A 15192-nucleotide genomic window follows, 5' to 3' on the forward strand; every position below is an offset into this window, starting at 1 on the left:
GGGATGATCGGCCCAGCGCCCACCCTAGTGCGTGCGTGCGTAGCTCTCCTGCAGCTGCGCCATGTCGAAGCGCGCCCGGGCGGGGGAGAGCCAGACGCCCTCGCGCAGGACGATCCGCACCCCGTCCTCGTCCAGCCAGCGCAGCAGCAGCTCGGTCTCCTGGTGGTAGCCCTGGCACATCGGCGTGCACAGCGCGGACTCGCCGGTCCCCGTCGCGGCGAGGGAGCGCGCCACCGGCAGGGGGTCGGCGGCCATCGGCACCATCGCCGCTCCGGCGAAGCGGCCGCCGCGCACGGCGAGCAGCTCCCAGCTGCGGGCCCCGCTGCGTCGGTCCTCGTGGGGCCGCGCGGCCACCAGCAGGTCGCAGGCACGGATCGCCCGCAGCCGCGCGGCGCGCTCGGCGGCCCGCAGGTACGTCTCGGCGAGGGAGCGCACGCGGGCCGCGTCCTCGTAGCGGCCGTCCGCGGAGAAGCGCCGCATCCGTGCGGTGGCATGGTCCACCACGGCCCGCGGGTCCTGGACCATAACCGTGCGCAGGGCCTCGTGGTGGGCGGAGGCGATCGTGCGGGCGGGGGACCGCCCCTCGAAGGCGGCGCCGCGCCCGAGGACGGCGTCGGACAGCAGCCCCCGCAGCGGCTCGACGTCGTGGCGCGAGCGCAGGGGGCCGATGTGCGCGGAGCCGTCGGACTCGTCCCGGGCCAGGCGCGCGGCCCGGAGCCCCTCGGCGCCGGGACCCAGACGCAGCCACAGCGCCTTCTCCGGCTTCAGCCCGTGCCGGTTGGCCGGCGGCTGCTCGGCGGCGATGGTGCGCAGCTCCCGCACCGAGGCCTCGAGGGCGCTGGCGCAGGAGATGGTCCGGATGCGCTGGGCGCGCGGCAGCATGTCCAGCACCTTGCGCCGCCGCTCGGAGGCGGAGAAGTAGGTGCGCACCCGGGTGCGCAGGTCCCCGGAGGTGCCCACGTACAGCACCTGGTCCCCCTCGCCGAGGAACTGGTAGACCCCGGGCCCGGCGGGGACGTCGGCGGCCAGGTGCCGTTTGCGCAGCTGCACGGGGGCGACCGTGCGATGCGCCGAGGCGAGGTCCTCGAGGGTGCCGGCGCGGTGCGGGCCCAGACGCTCGATGATCGCGTGCAGGACGTCCACGGTCGCCCTCGCGTCCGAGAGGGCCCGGTGGTCCGGGGCCACGCTCGCACCCACATGCGCGGCCAGGGTCGAGAGCTTGTGGTCGCGCACCTCGTCGCGACCGAACACCTGCCGCGCCAGCAGCAGGGTGTCCAGCACCTGCGGGTCGGGCCAGCCCACGCCGATGCGGGCGGCCTGCGCGCGCAGGAAGGACACGTCGAAGCGGGCGTTGTGCGCGACGAGGGCGGCGTCGTGGGCGAAGTCCAGGAACATCGGCAGTACGGCCTGGATGCGCGGCGCTCCGGCGACCGTGGCGTCGCTGATCCCGGTCAGGCTCGCGACGTAGGCCGGGATGGGGCGCTCGGGATCGACGAAGGAGCGGAACTCGCCGAGCACCTCCCCGCCGCGCAGCCGGACCGCCCCGATCTCGGTGATGGCGTCGTGCGCGGGGTCCGTGCCCGTGGTCTCGAGGTCCACCACGACGAGCTCCGCCTCCGGCAGGGGGGTGCCCAGGTCCTCGAGGGAGAGCTGCCCGCGCAGGCGGCGAGGTCGACGGGTCGGGGAGCTCATGCCCGCAGGATACGGCGGCGCCCCGACATCCGGCCGGGGGCCGGAGGGCGGGGCGCCGGTGCGGCGGGGCCGCGCGGGATCAGGCGGTCGGCGGCTTCGTGCCGGAGTAGATCCGCTCGATGATCTCCGAGTAGTCCTTGCTCACGACATTGCGCTTCAGCTTCAGCGAGGGGGTCAGGTAGCCGTTCTCCTCGGTGAAGTCGGTGTCGATGACCTCGAAGGTGCGGATCGACTCGGCGCGCGAGACCGCCTCGTTGGCCGAGTCCACGGCCCGCTGCAGCTCGGCGCGGACGGCCTCGTTGCCCGCGGCCTCGGCCACCGACAGCTCGGGCTGGTCGTGGTTCTTCAGCCAGGTGGGGAGCATCTCCGCGTCCAGGGTGAGGATCGCCGCGATGAACGGCTTCTGGTCGCCGACCACCATGCACTGGCTGATCAGCGGATGGGCGCGGAGGCGGTCCTCGAGCACGGCCGGGGAGACGTTCTTGCCCCCGGCGGTGACGATCAGCTCCTTGGAGCGCCCCGTGATGGAGAGGTAGCCGTCCTCGTCGAGGGACCCGATGTCCCCGGTGTGGAACCAGCCGTCCCGGAGCGCCTCGGCGGTCGCCTCGGGGTTGCCGTGGTAGCCCTTGAACACGACCACGCCCTTGACCAGCACCTCCCCGCTCTCGGAGATCGCGACGGTGACGCCGGGCAGCGGCGGTCCGACCGTGCCCGGCCGCGGGTCCCAGGGCGGGTTCACGCTGACCGGCGCGGTGGTCTCGGTCAGGCCGTAGCCCTCCAGGATCGTCACGCCGATGCCGCGGAAGAAGTGCGAGATGCGCTCGCCCAGGGGCGCGCCGCCGGAGACGCTCCATCGCACCTGCCCGCCCATGGCGTCGCGCAGCTTCCCGTAGACGAGCTTGTCGAAGACGGCGTGCTTGGCCTTCAGCACGGGGGAGACCCGGCCGGCCGACAGGGCCTGCGAGTAGGAGACGGCGGTCCTGGCCGCCAGCGCGAAGATCTTCCCCTTGCCGCCGGCGATGGCTTTCTGCTCGGCACTGTTGTAGACCTTCTCGAACACCCGCGGGACCGCCAGCAGGAACGTGGGCCGGAAGTCGGCCAGGTCGCCCAGCAGGTTCTTGGTGTCCGGGGTGAAGGCCGTGGTCGCACCGGCGGCGACCTGGGTCACCGAGAGCAGGCGCGCGAAGACATGGGCCAGGGGCAGGAACATGAGCGCCCGGGAGCCGGGCGGCAGCACCGACTCGCCGAACTGCGTGATCGCGGCGCGGGAGGTGTCCACGAAGTTGCCGTGGGTGAGCTCGGCGCCCTTGGGGCGGCCGGTCGTCCCGGAGGTGTAGATGAGGGTCGCCGTGTCCGCGAGGGTGCGGGCGGTCCGGGCCGCCTCCAGGTCCGCGTCGTCGATCTCCGCGCCGGAGGCCGCGAGGGCGTCGAGGTCGCCGTCGTCGATGGTCCAGATCTGCTCGAGGGCGGGCAGCTCGCCGCGCACGGAGGCGAAGTCCTGCGCGTGGCGCGTGCTCTCGACGATCGCGAACCGGGCGCCGGAGTCCCCGGCGATCCACTGGACCTGCGAGGGGGAGGAGGTCTCGTAGACGGCGACGGACACGCCGCCGGCGAACCACACGGCCCAGTCCGCCAGCACCCATTCGTAGCGGGTGCGCGACATGATCGCGACCACGTCCCCCTGCTCGAGGCCCGCGGCGAGGAGGCCCTTGGCCAGCGCCCGCACCGCACCGAGGAACTGCGCGGAGGTCATGGGAACCCGGCGGCCGTCGGCCCCGGCCACCTCGAACAGGGCGATCCCGGGGTACTGCCGATGCCGTTCGAGGAGGAGATCGGTGGCGTTCTCGTCCTCCCGGCTCGTGTGCTTGGCGGGTGTCCCGAACTCTCTCACGGAATCTCCTTCGACGAGGTCACGGCTGCGGACGATGTCCGATGCGCGGACACCGGCGTCGGCGCACGGCGCGAATCACAGTGTAGGCCAGCGGCGCTCTAGCATGGTCCCGTTCAGGGCCCCGTCGGGCCGCCCCGGCCCGTCCGGCCACTGCGGAAGGAAACGCACATGCTCTCCATCGGCGTCGACATCGGCGGCACCAAGATCGCGGCGGGAGTCGTCGACGAGGACGGCCGCATCCTCGACCGCACCACCCGGCGCACGCCGGCCACGGACCCGGAGCTGATCGAGGACGCCGTGGTCGACGCCGTGCGCGAGCTCCAGGCCTCGCACCAGGTCGTCGGCGTGGGCATCGGCGCCGCCGGATTCGTCGGCTCCGACCGGCGCACGGTCGTGTTCGCCGCGAACCTCGCCTGGCGGGACTGCGCGCTGGCCGATGACGTCGAGTCGCAGCTGGACCTGCCGGTCGTGGTGGAGAACGACGCCAACGCGGCGGGCTGGGCCGAGTACCGCTTCGGCGCGGCCCGTGACTCGCGCAACATGCTCATGCTCACCGTCGGCACCGGCCTCGGCGGCGCGCTCGTCCTCGAGGGCGGCCTGGTGCGCGGCGAGGGCGGCTTCGCCGGCGAGGTCGCCCACATGACCGCGGTGCCCGATGGGCAGTGGTGCGGCTGCGGCCGCCAGGGATGCCTGGAGCAGTACACCTCCGGGACGGCGCTGGTGCGCTCGGCGCGCCGCCGTGCCCGGACCGGACACGAGCTCTACGCCCCGCTGCTGGCCGCGGCGGACGGCGACCCGAAGAAGATCGACGGCCCGCTGATCACCCACCTCGCCGAGCAGGGCGATGCGGGCGCTCGGGCGCTGCTGGCCCACCTGGGCGAGTGGCTCGGCTTCGGGGCCGCGAGCATCGCGGCCCTGCTGGACCCGGGGACCATCGTGATCGGCGGCGGCGTCTCTGCGGCGGGCGATCTGCTGCTGGACCCCGCGCGCGACGCCTACGACCGCCACCTCACCGCCCGGGCGCATCGGACCCTGGCCCCGTTCGTCGTGGCCAGCACCGGGAACGAGGCCGGGATGATCGGAGCGGCCGACCTGGCCCGCTGAGCCCTCGTCCGCGGGGTCGGGCGGCCCCGGCCCCGCGCTAGACCTGGGCGCCGTCGTCGAACGGGTCCCGGCCCCGGGGGACCCGCAGCAGCAGGGCCACCAGGCCGCCGACGGCGATCGCCCCGCCCAGCGGCCCGCACCAGGACGGCAGCAGGTCGGTGGTGGCCGTCAGCAGGAGCATGACGACCCCTGCGATCAGCGCGCCCCAGGCCCACATCGCCCCGTCCGACGGCGGGGCGATGTCGGGGTCCGGCGGCTCGAAATCCCCGAGCAGGACGTCGTCGTCCGCGTCCTCGGGCGAGCTCTCCGGCGGCAGCCGCCGGGAGGACGGGTGCGCCGCCCGCGCCCGGGCGCGGTGGGCCTCCCGCTCCTCGGGCGTCGGCGACGGCGGGGAGTCCGCGCTGCCCGAGGACGCCGGGGGCAGGGCAGGAGGCTCGTGCGGGGCGGTCCCGGGGCGCAGGGCGAGCCCCTCGTCGTTGAGGATGCGGGCGAACTCCGCCGCGATCTCGTCGTCGTCCCGATGGGGAGGACGGGCGGATGGCCGTTCGGTCATCGGGGCGTCTCCTCGAGGAAGCGCAGCGAGGCCTCGAAGAAGCGCGGGGCGTCGTGATCGAGGGTCGCCACGTGATGGCTGTCGGGAAGGCGCAGGCGCTCCACCGCCCCGCCGACCCGCGCGGCGATGAGGTCGCTGTCGCGCGGATCGACGACATGGTCCTGCGGGGAGGTCGCCAGGAGCAGGGGAGTCCTGACGCGGTGCAGCGCGCGGCGCACCTGCGCGGTGAGCGCCCGCAGCTGGGCGACCGATCGCAGGGGCGTGCGCTCATAGGCCTCCTCGATCTGCCCCGGGGCGGCGATGTCCGAGGCGATCGCCGGCAGGGAGCGCACCAGGGGCCACAGGACGGGCGCGAGGACTGCGGCCCGGGGCACCGTCGCCGCGGGGTTGACCAGCGCCAGAGCCCGCAGGCGCGGCGCGATCATCGGGTCCTGGGCCAGGGCGAGGGACAGCGTGCCGCCCATGGACATCCCCGCCACGGCGATCCGCTCGTGCCGCTCGAGCAGCTCCAGCGCCGCCTGCCGGACCTCGCCGTACCAGTCGTGGCGGGTGGTGCGGGTCATCTCCTGCCACGTGGTCGCATGGCCGGGCAGCAGAGGCAGGGACACCTCCCACCCCGCGGCGGCGTGGTGCTCCGCCCAGGGGCGCATCGACTGCGGCGCCCCGGTGAACCCGTGGCACAGGAGGAGCCCGCCGCGCGGGTTATAGTCGCCTCGCATGCGCCAGGGGCGGGACAGTTCGCTGAACGCCATGGGTCCATCGTCGCACCCCAGGACGCCGATCGCATGCGGCCCGCTCCCTGCGACCCCTCGAAGGTGCCCCCAGATGCTGTATGAGCTCGCGAAGCCGCCGGTCGCCGCCGTCATGCGGCTGGTCTGGGCCCCGCGGATCCGCGGGGCGGAACGGATCCCGCGCACGGGTGCGGTGATCCTGGCCAGCAACCACCTCTCGTGGGCCGACACCGTCTTCCTGCCCGCGCAGCTCGAGCGGACCGTGCACTTCCTGGGCAAGGCGGATCTCTTCCATGGCCGCTCCGTGCCGGCCCGGATCATCGGGGCGATCATGCGCCAGCTGCGGGTGATGCCCGTGGACCGCTCCGGCGGCGGCGCCGCGCAGGGCGCGATCGACGCCGGGCTCAGCGTGCTGGTGCGCGGCGACGTGCTGGGGATCTACCCCGAGGGCACCCGCAGCCCGGACGGGCGGCTGTACCGGGGCAAGACCGGTGTCGCCCGCCTGGCGCTGGCCTCCGGCGCCCCGGTCGTGCCGGTCGCGATGATCGGCGCCTTCGAGGCCAGCCAGGGCCGCCTCCTGCCGCGCCGGCGGCCCCGCATCGTCGCGCTGGTCGGGGAGCCGGTCGACGTGGAGGGCGTGATCGCGCGCAGCGCCGGGCTGTCCGAGGCCGAGGTGCTGCGCCGCGTCACCGACGAGGTCATCGCGGCGATCCGCGCGATGTCCGGCCAGGAGTACGTCGACGAGTACGCGACCGTGGTCAAGGCGCGGCAGAAGGCGGCGTCGCAGGACGGGTCCCGGGACGCCTGAGCCGTCCGCGTCCAGCGCCCGGGCCCGGCACGGGACGTGACGCCCGATCGCCTACCCTGGTGGGGTGAACTCATTCCTGCGCGACAGCCCGGCCCGGGCGCACGACTTCGACCTGTCCGCCTCCAGCGACGAGCTGGCGGCCCTCGGCTCGTGGCGCGAGCTGCCCCGTGTCCAGCAGCCGACGTGGCCCGACGAGGCCGAGCTCGGCCGGGTCTTCGGCGCCCTCCGCTCGGCTCCGCCGCTGGTGTTCGCCGGCGAGGTCGACGTGCTGCGCCATCGACTGGCGGCCGCCGCCACGGGCGAGGCCTTCCTCCTGCAGGGAGGAGACTGCGCCGAGACGTTCGAGGACTCCAGCGCCAACCGGATCCGCAACAAGATCCGCACGATCCTGCAGATGTCCGCCGTGCTCACCTACGGGGCCTCCGTGCCCGTGGTGAAGATGGGCCGGATGGCCGGCCAGTTCGCCAAGCCCCGCTCCGCGGACACCGAGACCCGGGACGGGGTCACCCTGCCCACCTACCGCGGCGACGCGGTCAACGGCTACGCCTTCACCGAGCAGTCCCGGGTCCCGGACCCGGAGCGGCTGTGGAAGACGTACACCACCAGCGCCCAGACGCTGAACCTCCTGCGCGCGTTCACCAGCGGAGGCTTCGCCGACCTGCGCGAGGTGCACTCCTGGAACCAGGGCTTCATCTCCGGGCCGGGGTACGACCGGTACGAGCAGCTCGCCGCGGAGATCGACAAGGCGATCCGCTTCATGGCCGCGATCGGCGCGGACTTCGACGCGCTCAAGGTCGTCGAGTTCTACTCCTCGCACGAGGCGCTGCTGCTGGACTACGAGGAGGCGCTCGCCCGCATCGATTCCCGCACCGGTGAGATCTACGGCTGCTCCGGCCACTTCCTGTGGATCGGCGAGCGCACCCGCCAGCTGGACGGGGCGCACGTGGAGTTCATGTCCCGCATCCGCAACCCGATCGGCGTGAAGCTCGGGCCGGAGGCGAGCGTGGACGACGCGCTGCGGCTGATCGACAAGCTCGACCCCGAGCGCGAGCCCGGCCGCCTCACCTTCGTCACCCGCATGGGCGCCTCGAAGATCCGCGAGCGCCTACCGCGCCTGGTCGAGGGCGTGCGTGATGCCGGGGCGCAGGTCGCCTGGGTCACGGACCCGATGCACGGCAACACCATCACCTCCTCCAACGGCTACAAGACCCGCCGCTTCGAGGACATCGTGGACGAGGTCGTCGGCTTCTTCGAGGTGCACCGTGCCGCGGGCACGGTTCCGGCCGGGCTGCACATGGAGCTCACCGGCGACGACGTCACCGAGGTCCTCGGCGGGGCCGGGGAGATCGACGAGGCCGGGCTCGAGCGCCGCTACGAGACCCTGGTGGATCCCCGCCTGAACCACCAGCAGTCCCTCGAGCTGGCCTTCCTCGTCGCGGAGATGCTCGGCAGGCGCTGACCCGCGCCGCCCGGGACGGGCCCTCCTGCCGCGCGGCGGGAGGGCCCGTCCGCGTCCGGGTTCAGGGGAGCGTGATGGTGACGGTCGAGCCCTTGGCCAGCCGGGTCCCCTCGACCTCGGACTGCGCGGACACGAGGGCCGTGGCGGGGGTGCCGGCGGGCTTGCTCACCACCACCTGCAGGCCCGCCGCCTCCAGGGCGGCACGGGCCTCGGCCTCCGTGCTCCCCGTCACCGCGGGGACCGTGACCAGCTCCTGCCCCTTCGAGATCACCAGCGAGACGGTGTCCCCGCGATGCAGCGTGCCGCCCACGGGATCCTGGGAGATGATCGCACCGCGCGGCACGGTCGCGGAGAACGCCCAGCTGGTGGTCACCTGCAGGCCGGCGTCCTCGAGCTGTGCGGTCGCGGTGTCGTAGCCCTTGCCGCGCTGGTCGGCGACCGGGATCGGTTCGCGGCCCTGCGAGAGGACGACGGTGACGACGCCCCCGGCGGGCAGGGCCTCGGCATCGCCCGGGGTGGACTGGGAGATCACCGAGCCCTCGGGGACGTCCTCGGAGTAGGCGGGCTCGCCCTGCGCGAGGACGAACCCCGCGTCCTCGAGGGCGGCGGTGGCGGTCTCCAGGTCCTGGCCGGTGACGTCGGGCACGGCGAAGGTCTGCGGCCCGGTGGACACGATGATCGTCACCGGGGTGTCGCGCTTGATGACGGCGCCGGGCTCGGGGGAGGCGGAGATGATCTCCCCGGCCGGGACCGAGTCGCTGAACTGCTCCTGGGTCCGCGTGCCGAGGTCCCGCGAGGCGAGCTCCGCCTCGGCGTCCGCGAGCTGCTCCCCCTGGAGCACGGGGACGACGCGGTCGCCGCCGGGGCCCGCCGTCGCGTACCAGCGCCATCCGGCGAGGCCCGCCCCGGCCAGCAGGGCCAGGACCGCGGCGAGCCCGAGGATGCGCACCGCCGGCGAGGGGCCGCGCCGCGGCACGGCGAGATGGCGGCCGTCGGGGACGCGGGGGAGCGGGACGTGCAGGTCCACGGCGCCCAGATCCGCGTCGTCCGGCCCGTCGGGATCCCGGCCCGCGGGGGCGCCGGCCGCGGCCTCGCCGTCCGCGCCGGGCTCTGCGTCGCCCAGCGACCGCTGCGCCCGGGCGGCGAGCCCCTCCGGGAAGGAGCGCACGGCGCCGTCCTGGGCGAGGTCGACCTCGTCCAGGCTCGCGGTCAGGTGCGGCAGGTCCTGGGTGTGCACCCGCTCGGCGGTGAGCGGTGCCGCGTCCAGCACGCTGTCGGGGACGGTGCGCAGGAGGTCCCGCACGCTCTCCAGCGCCTCCTCGGCGCTCGCCGGACGCGAGGAGGGGGTGCGCGCGCAGCACCAGGTGACCAGGGAGTCCACGCCCTGGGGGACGTGCGGAGCCCGCAGCGAGGGGGCGGGGATGTCCTCGTGCACGTGCTGGAAGGCGATGTGCACCGCCGCCTCGCCGGTGTAGGGCTGCGTGCCCACGAGCATCTCGTAGAGCACCACGCCCAGGGAGTAGAGGTCGCTGCGCTCGTCGCTGACCCCGCGCGTGACGACCTCGGGGCTGACGTAGGCGACCGTGCCCAGCAGGGTCCCGGTCGCCGAGGACGCGGCCGTGCCGATCAGCCGGGCGAGCCCGAAATCGGCGACCTTCACCTGGCCGTCGTCGGACAGGAGGATGTTCTCCGGCTTGATGTCCCGGTGCACGATGCCGGCGCGGTGGGCGGCCGAGAGCGCCTCCAGCACCGCCCCGGTCACCTCGAGCGCGTCCCGGACCGTCAGCTGGCCCTGCCGGGAGATGCGGTTGCGCAGCGTCCCGCCCTCGACCAGCTCCATGGCCAGGTAGATGCGGTCTCCGTCCTCGCCCTGGTCGAACACGCCGACCACGTGACGGTGGGCGAGACGGGCGACGCTGCGCGCCTCCCGGGCGAACCGGCGGCGGAACTCCTCGTCCACCGCGAGGTGGGGATGCATGATCTTGAGGGCGACGCTGCGGTCCAGTCGCTGGTCGTGCCCCCGATGCACGGAGGCCATCCCGCCCCGGGCGACGAGCTCCCCGACCCGGTAGCGGCCGTCGAGCAGCATCCCGGTGTCGGGAGAGGTCGTCGGCTGAGCGCTCACGCTGCCACTGTAGGTCCGTGCGCGGCGAGGATCCCCGTGCGACACAGCGGCGCGCACGTTTCCCTCACAAGCCCCCCACCTCCGGGCCCCGGGGACGCCGCCGGATGTGGCACCCTGGTGCGGTGAACGCTCTCGACTCCCTCATCCCCGCGTGGCTGAACCTGCCCGATGCCGCCGAGAAGCTCGGCGTGGAGGTCTCCAAGGTCCGCCGTCTGATCGACGAGGGCCAGCTCATCTCGATCCGCCGCGGCGATCCCGTGGTCCGCTCCGTCCCCGCGGAGCTGATCGTCGACGGGGAGATCGCCCCGCACCTGGCCGGGACCATCACCGTCCTGCGCGACGGCGGCTTCGCCGACGAGGAGATCCTCGCCTGGCTCTTCACCGAGGACGAGACGCTCCCCGGCCGCCCCATCGACCATCTGCGCCGCGGGCAGCGCGGCGAGGTGCGCCGACGGGCCCAGGCGCTCGCCTTCTGACCTGGGCGCTCCGCCTCAGGAGGGCCGCCCAGGCGCTCGCCTTCTGACCTGGGCGCTCCGTCTCAGGAGGGCCGCAGCACCGACAGGTCGGTGGCCGCGTCCGCGAGGGCGCCGAGCCCTGCGCGGCCCAGCGGGCGGAGCAGGTCGTCCGCGTCCATCAGCGCCGCCGCCTCCCGGGCCAGGCGCTCCACGTCCGCCCGCACGCTGTCCACGGCTCCGGTGCCCACCAGCACCGCATGGGCCGCGGCGATCGCCTCGGGATCCGCGGACGGATCGCCGAGCGCGGCCTCCAGCGCCGCGCGCTGGCCCGCATCGGCGGCCTCGAGCGCCCGGGCGAGGACGACCGTGCGCTTCCCCTCGACGATGTCGCCGCCCACGGGCTTTCCCGTCCGCTGCGGGTCCCCGACCACGCTGAGCAGGTCGTCCCGCAGCTGGAACGCGGTGCCGATGGCGACGGCCCAGCGCTCCAGCAGGTCGAGCTGCGGCGTGCTCGCCCCCATCAGCGCGGCCCCCATGCGCAGCGGTCGCAGGACGGTGTAGGGGACGGTCTTCCACCGGATCACGGCCATCGCCGCCTCCTCCGGGGTGCCCGCCGAGGCGAACCCCCCGGCCTGGTGGAGGACGTCCAGGTACTGCCCGCCCATGACCTCGGTGCGCAGCAGGTCGAACTCCTCCCGCCCGGCGACGGCGTGATCCCGGTCGATCTCGGAGAAGAGCTGCTCGGACCAGGCCAGGGCGAGGTCGCCCAGGATGATCGCGAAGGCCTCGCCGAAGTCCTCGGAGCTGCCGGAGAGCGCATCGGCGCGGTGGCGGGCGGCGGCGGCCATGTGCGCGGCGGGCCGGCCGCGGCGGGTGGGCGAATGGTCGATCACGTCGTCGTGCAGCAGCGCCGCGGCCTGGACCAGCTCGATGGCGGCGCCGGCGCGGGCGAGGTCGGCCGCGGCGCCGTCCGAGAGCTCCGCCCCGTGGACGGCGACCCCGCCCCAGTAGCAGAACAGGGGACGCAGCATCTTGCCGCCCCCGAGGTAGGCCTCGAGATCCTCGTCCATGCGCAGGACCTCCGGCGCGACGGCGGCCATCACCTGGCGCTGCCGGTCGAGGTGGGCGCGCAGCTGCTCGCGCACCGCGGCGACGGCGCGCTCGGACAGGACCTCGGGGTGGTCGGGCATGCAGGGCTCCTTCGGAGATCGGACGCGCTCGATCCTCCCACGCCGCGGCGGGAGCATCGGCCGCCGCGGGGCCGAGCGGCCGGGGCGCGGGTCGCTCCTCCTCCCCATCGGCCGCGCAGCAGCCGGCACGGGCCGGTTGTCCACAGAGCCGGCCCCGGGCCCGCGGGGCAGCGCGGGATCCGGGATCGTCTCGGTATGAGAACTTCGCAGCGCACCGCGCAGACCCCCGCCCGGACGCTCCGGGCAGACTCCCCGGCCGAGCTCCTGGCCGAGGCCCGGATGGCCATGGGCGCCGTCGCCCGCGACTGCCTGATCCTCATCGGGCACGCCGGCCGGCGCTCGAGCCCCGTGGTCACCCGCATCCCCGTGGAGGACCACGGCGGACCGCAGGCCGAGCTGGTCGAGGACCTGCTGGACCAGATGGCGCGCCAGGGCTGCACGGGCGCCTTCGGCCTGGTGGTCCTCGGCGACGGCTACGAGAGGGGCCCCCGTGAGGCCGATGTCGCCGAGGCGATCGGCTGGTGCGCTCTCGTCCTCGCCACGGCGAGCGAGCGCGCGCCGCACCCCTTCGACATCCCCGAGCTGTGGGTGCTCGCCCACGAGCGGGCGATCGACGTCCTCCTGCGCCCGGTCCCGGGGGCCGGTCGAGGGGAGGAGCCCTCCTTCGATCTCGCGATCGGCCCTCCGGAGGTCCTGCCGCCGCTGGACTCCACCCTCGTGGCCGCGCAGGCCGTTGCCGAGGGGCGCACGCTGCCGGTGGACCGCCCCCAGGTCGAGGCCGCGCTGGAGGAGGCCCGGCCTCGGATCGCCGCCCTGCGCGGACGGCTGCCGGCGCCTCCGCTGGAGCTGGCCTGGGAGCGGGCCCTGGCGGCCCTCTCGCGCCTCGCGCGCGGGGCCCACCGGCCCGGCACCGACGAGCACATGACGGACTGTGAACACGTCGCGGCGTTCCTGGATCTCTGCGATGCGGTCGATGCGATCGACACGCTCCTGGCTCTCGCGTTCCCGTCCCACAAGGGCCGCGAGCTCAGCTCCGGTGCCGGCGTCGACGCCATGCTGACGGACCCGTCGGCGCGACCTCATCAGCGCATCTGCGCAGGTGGTCACTGGTATGAAGGGCTCGGGACGCTGCGTCGGCTGGCCCGGGATCCGCAGGGGACGGGAGGGCCGGGCCATGCCGACCAGGCATGGGTCTCCCTCACCTGCGTGCTGTCCGTGCTCGCCTGGTGGAACCTGCGGTACGCCACGGCGGCGGAGCTCGCGCAGGAGGTGCTGGAAGACCTGCCGGACCACGGTCTGGCACTCTGTCTGGACCAGATGACCATGGCCCCGATCCGGCCGGCATGGCATGCGCGCACCTGAGCCGCCGCAGCCGCCGTCCCGTCGGAGCCGCCGAGGAGAGGGGCGCGATGACGACCGTGCAGCCACGCACACAGCTCGTTCCCGCCTCCGGTGCCTGGACCCCCGACCAGGGGCCCGGCGCACGTCTCTTCGCCCCGCTGGGCGACCTCCCGCTGGAGTCGGGGAGCGTGCTGCCGGACGTGACCCTCGCCTACGAGACGTGGGGCGAGCTGTCGCCCGCGGGCGACAACGCCGTCCTCGTGCTCCATGCCCTGACCGGGGACTCCCATGTCCGGGGCCCCGCCTCGGCGGCGCACCCCACCGCCGGCTGGTGGGAGGAGCTGGTCGGCCCCGGGCGCCCGGTGGACACCGACCGCTACTTCGTCGTCGCCCCCAACGTGCTCGGCGGCTGCCAGGGCTCGACCGGCCCCGCCAGCCCGGCGCCCGACGGCCGGCGCTGGGCCTCCCGCTTCCCCGGCATCACGGTGCGCGACCAGGTCGCCGCCGAGGCCCTGCTGAGCCGGGCGCTGGGGGTCTCGCGGTGGGCCCTGGTCATCGGCGGGTCCATGGGCGGGATGCGGGCCCTGGAATGGGCGGCCACGCTGCCGGATCAGGTCGAGCGCCTGGCCGTGATCGCGACGAGCGCCCGGGCCAGCGCCGACCAGATCGCCTGGAACAGCGCCCAGCTGGCCGCGATCGAGGCCGACGGCGGCTTCCTCGGCGGCGACTACTACGACCAGCCCGACGGCTCCGGCCCGCACCGCGGCCTCGGCGTCGCACGGCGGATCGCGCACACCACCTACCGCAGCGCCCTCGAGCTCGAGGAGCGCTTCGGCAACCGCCTCCAGCCCGGAACGGACGGGCGCGAACGGCCCGACTATCCGCAGGTGACCAGCTACCTGGACCACCATGCGACGAAGCTGGCCCGCCGCTTCGACGCGAACTCCTACCGCGTGCTGGTCCGGACCATGAACAGCCATGACGTGGGACGCGGTCGGGGCGGGACGGCTGCGGGCCTCGCCCGGATCACCGCGCGGACCCTGGTCGTGGCGATCGAGTCCGATCGTCTCTTCCCGGTCCCGCTCGTGCGGGAGATCCGCGACGGCGTGCCGGGAGCGACCTGGAGGGTCGAGACCTCGCCCATCGGCCACGACGCCTTCCTGGTGACCAATCCCGATCTGGAGCGGTGGATCGCCCATCTCCTCGAGGACGCCTGAGCCGGACCCGGAGCACGGCCGTCGCACCGGTGCGACGGCGTCGTGCCGGGAGCGCTAAGCTGGGGGCCGATCGGGTCGCGCGGACGGCGCAGGTGTGCGACCGTGCACCCGGCCGGTGACCGTCCGGAGCACGTCGAAGGGGAGCCGATCGAACATGAGCATCGTGGTGGGATATGCACCGTCCGCGCAGGGCACCGCCGCCCTGCGGGCCGGGATCCGCGAAGCGCGCAGCCTGAAGGAGGATCTCGTGGTCGCGGCCTACGCCTACCACGACCCCGAGCGGGGCAAGACCGTGCCGACCGAGGAGCAGGTGCGCGCCGAGGTCGACCAGCTCGCCGAGGGCGAGCTGCCCCCGATGCGGGTCCTGTCCAGCACCTGCGACGACGCGGGGGAGTTCCTGCTCGAGGCGGCCCAGAAGGTCTCCGCGAGCCTGCTGGTGATCGGACTGCGCCGCAAGTCGCCGATCGGCAAGCTGAACCTCGGCGCCGCAGCCCGTCGCGTGCTGCTCGGGGCGCCGTGCCCCGTCCTCGCCGTCAAGGATGCGGCGCGCAGCCACGCCGCCGCCTGATCCTCGTCCCGCGCCGCCCGCTGCCGGTGACGACGCCGCAGCGCCCACGGCCGATCCC

13 protein-coding genes are annotated in these 15192 nt (G+C 74.5%); 7 read left to right on the forward strand and 6 right to left on the reverse strand.

Going from position 1 to position 15192, the window contains the following annotated elements; genetic code table 11:
- Positions 1–24: 24 nt before the first annotated feature.
- Both ABD234_RS00350 and ABD234_RS00355 read right to left on the reverse strand, forming a co-directional pair.
- Complete coding sequence (locus tag ABD234_RS00350; protein WP_038370348.1) at positions 25–1692, reverse strand: DEDD exonuclease domain-containing protein; 1668 nt, start codon at positions 1690–1692, stop codon at positions 25–27.
- Positions 1693–1771: 79 nt separating this feature from the next.
- Complete coding sequence (locus ABD234_RS00355; RefSeq protein ID WP_038370347.1) at positions 1772–3583, reverse strand: AMP-dependent synthetase/ligase; 1812 nt, start codon at positions 3581–3583, stop codon at positions 1772–1774.
- A 168-nt stretch (positions 3584–3751) separates the two neighbouring features.
- Here ABD234_RS00355 and ABD234_RS00360 point away from each other — a divergent pair, with 168 nt between their 5' ends.
- Complete coding sequence (locus tag ABD234_RS00360) at positions 3752–4687, forward strand: ROK family glucokinase (RefSeq protein ID WP_038370346.1); 936 nt, start codon at positions 3752–3754, stop codon at positions 4685–4687.
- A 37-nt stretch (positions 4688–4724) separates the two neighbouring features.
- On the opposite strand, the gene ABD234_RS00365 is transcribed toward ABD234_RS00360, so the two are convergent.
- The gene (locus tag ABD234_RS00365) at positions 4725–5240 is read right to left on the reverse strand and encodes a hypothetical protein (protein ID WP_038370345.1); all 516 of its coding nucleotides are present in this window, start codon (positions 5238–5240) and stop codon (positions 4725–4727) included.
- Positions 5237–5992 carry an alpha/beta hydrolase gene (locus ABD234_RS00370; protein WP_051486429.1) on the reverse strand — a complete coding sequence of 252 codons (756 nt, stop codon included), beginning with the start codon at positions 5990–5992 and terminating at the stop codon, positions 5237–5239. The genes ABD234_RS00365 and ABD234_RS00370 overlap by 4 nt, the downstream gene beginning before the upstream one ends.
- 73 nt (positions 5993–6065) lie before the next feature.
- Here ABD234_RS00370 and ABD234_RS00375 point away from each other — a divergent pair, with 73 nt between their 5' ends.
- The gene (locus ABD234_RS00375) at positions 6066–6779 is read left to right on the forward strand and encodes a lysophospholipid acyltransferase family protein (RefSeq protein ID WP_038370344.1); all 714 of its coding nucleotides are present in this window, start codon (positions 6066–6068) and stop codon (positions 6777–6779) included.
- Positions 6780–6855: 76 nt separating this feature from the next.
- Positions 6856–8238, forward strand: coding sequence for a class II 3-deoxy-7-phosphoheptulonate synthase (locus ABD234_RS00380; RefSeq protein ID WP_084148214.1), 1383 nt, complete (start codon positions 6856–6858; stop codon positions 8236–8238).
- A 61-nt stretch (positions 8239–8299) separates the two neighbouring features.
- On the opposite strand, the gene pknB is transcribed toward ABD234_RS00380, so the two are convergent.
- Positions 8300–10363 (reverse strand): Stk1 family PASTA domain-containing Ser/Thr kinase, encoded by a 2064-nt coding sequence (gene pknB, locus ABD234_RS00385; RefSeq protein WP_038370342.1) that lies wholly within the window; start codon positions 10361–10363, stop codon positions 8300–8302.
- 122 nt (positions 10364–10485) lie between these two features.
- On the opposite strand from pknB, the gene ABD234_RS00390 reads away from it, so the two are divergent.
- Positions 10486–10839, forward strand: coding sequence for an Rv2175c family DNA-binding protein (locus tag ABD234_RS00390; protein ID WP_232226159.1), 354 nt, complete (start codon positions 10486–10488; stop codon positions 10837–10839).
- Between the two features lie 62 nt (positions 10840–10901).
- Here ABD234_RS00390 and ABD234_RS00395 read toward each other — a convergent pair whose 3' ends face one another.
- The gene (locus ABD234_RS00395; RefSeq protein ID WP_038370340.1) at positions 10902–12008 is read right to left on the reverse strand and encodes a polyprenyl synthetase family protein; all 1107 of its coding nucleotides are present in this window, start codon (positions 12006–12008) and stop codon (positions 10902–10904) included.
- A gap of 195 nt (positions 12009–12203) precedes the next feature.
- On the opposite strand from ABD234_RS00395, the gene ABD234_RS00400 reads away from it, so the two are divergent.
- From ABD234_RS00400 to ABD234_RS00410, 3 genes are all read left to right on the forward strand, one after another.
- Positions 12204–13370, forward strand: coding sequence for a hypothetical protein (locus ABD234_RS00400; RefSeq protein ID WP_038370339.1), 1167 nt, complete (start codon positions 12204–12206; stop codon positions 13368–13370).
- A gap of 47 nt (positions 13371–13417) precedes the next feature.
- A complete protein-coding gene (metX, locus tag ABD234_RS00405; protein ID WP_051486428.1) occupies positions 13418–14566 on the forward strand; it encodes a homoserine O-acetyltransferase MetX in 1149 nt (382 codons plus the stop codon).
- Between the two features lie 154 nt (positions 14567–14720).
- Entirely contained in the window at positions 14721–15134 is a 414-nt protein-coding gene (locus ABD234_RS00410; RefSeq protein WP_038370338.1) for a universal stress protein, read from the forward strand.
- Positions 15135–15192 lie beyond the last annotated feature (58 nt).

It is taken from the genome of Brachybacterium phenoliresistens, from assembly GCF_039530785.1.
Taxonomy (GTDB): Bacteria; Actinomycetota; Actinomycetes; order Actinomycetales; family Dermabacteraceae; genus Brachybacterium; species Brachybacterium phenoliresistens.

What these genes read in the sequence shown, in the direction of transcription:
- ABD234_RS00370 (WP_051486429.1), bottom strand. Translation starts at nt 5,992, where the DNA reads ATGGCGTTCAGCGAACTGTCCCGCCCCTGGCGCATGCGAGGCGACTAT.
- metX (WP_051486428.1), top strand. Translation starts at nt 13,418, where the DNA reads ATGACGACCGTGCAGCCACGCACACAGCTCGTTCCCGCCTCCGGTGCC.
- ABD234_RS00395 (WP_038370340.1), bottom strand. Translation starts at nt 12,008, where the DNA reads ATGCCCGACCACCCCGAGGTCCTGTCCGAGCGCGCCGTCGCCGCGGTG.
- ABD234_RS00400 (WP_038370339.1), top strand. Translation starts at nt 12,204, where the DNA reads ATGAGAACTTCGCAGCGCACCGCGCAGACCCCCGCCCGGACGCTCCGG.
- ABD234_RS00375 (WP_038370344.1), top strand. Translation starts at nt 6,066, where the DNA reads ATGCTGTATGAGCTCGCGAAGCCGCCGGTCGCCGCCGTCATGCGGCTG.
- ABD234_RS00410 (WP_038370338.1), top strand. Translation starts at nt 14,721, where the DNA reads ATGAGCATCGTGGTGGGATATGCACCGTCCGCGCAGGGCACCGCCGCC.
- ABD234_RS00360 (WP_038370346.1), top strand. Translation starts at nt 3,752, where the DNA reads ATGCTCTCCATCGGCGTCGACATCGGCGGCACCAAGATCGCGGCGGGA.
- ABD234_RS00365 (WP_038370345.1), bottom strand. Translation starts at nt 5,240, where the DNA reads ATGACCGAACGGCCATCCGCCCGTCCTCCCCATCGGGACGACGACGAG.
- ABD234_RS00350 (WP_038370348.1), bottom strand. Translation starts at nt 1,692, where the DNA reads ATGAGCTCCCCGACCCGTCGACCTCGCCGCCTGCGCGGGCAGCTCTCC.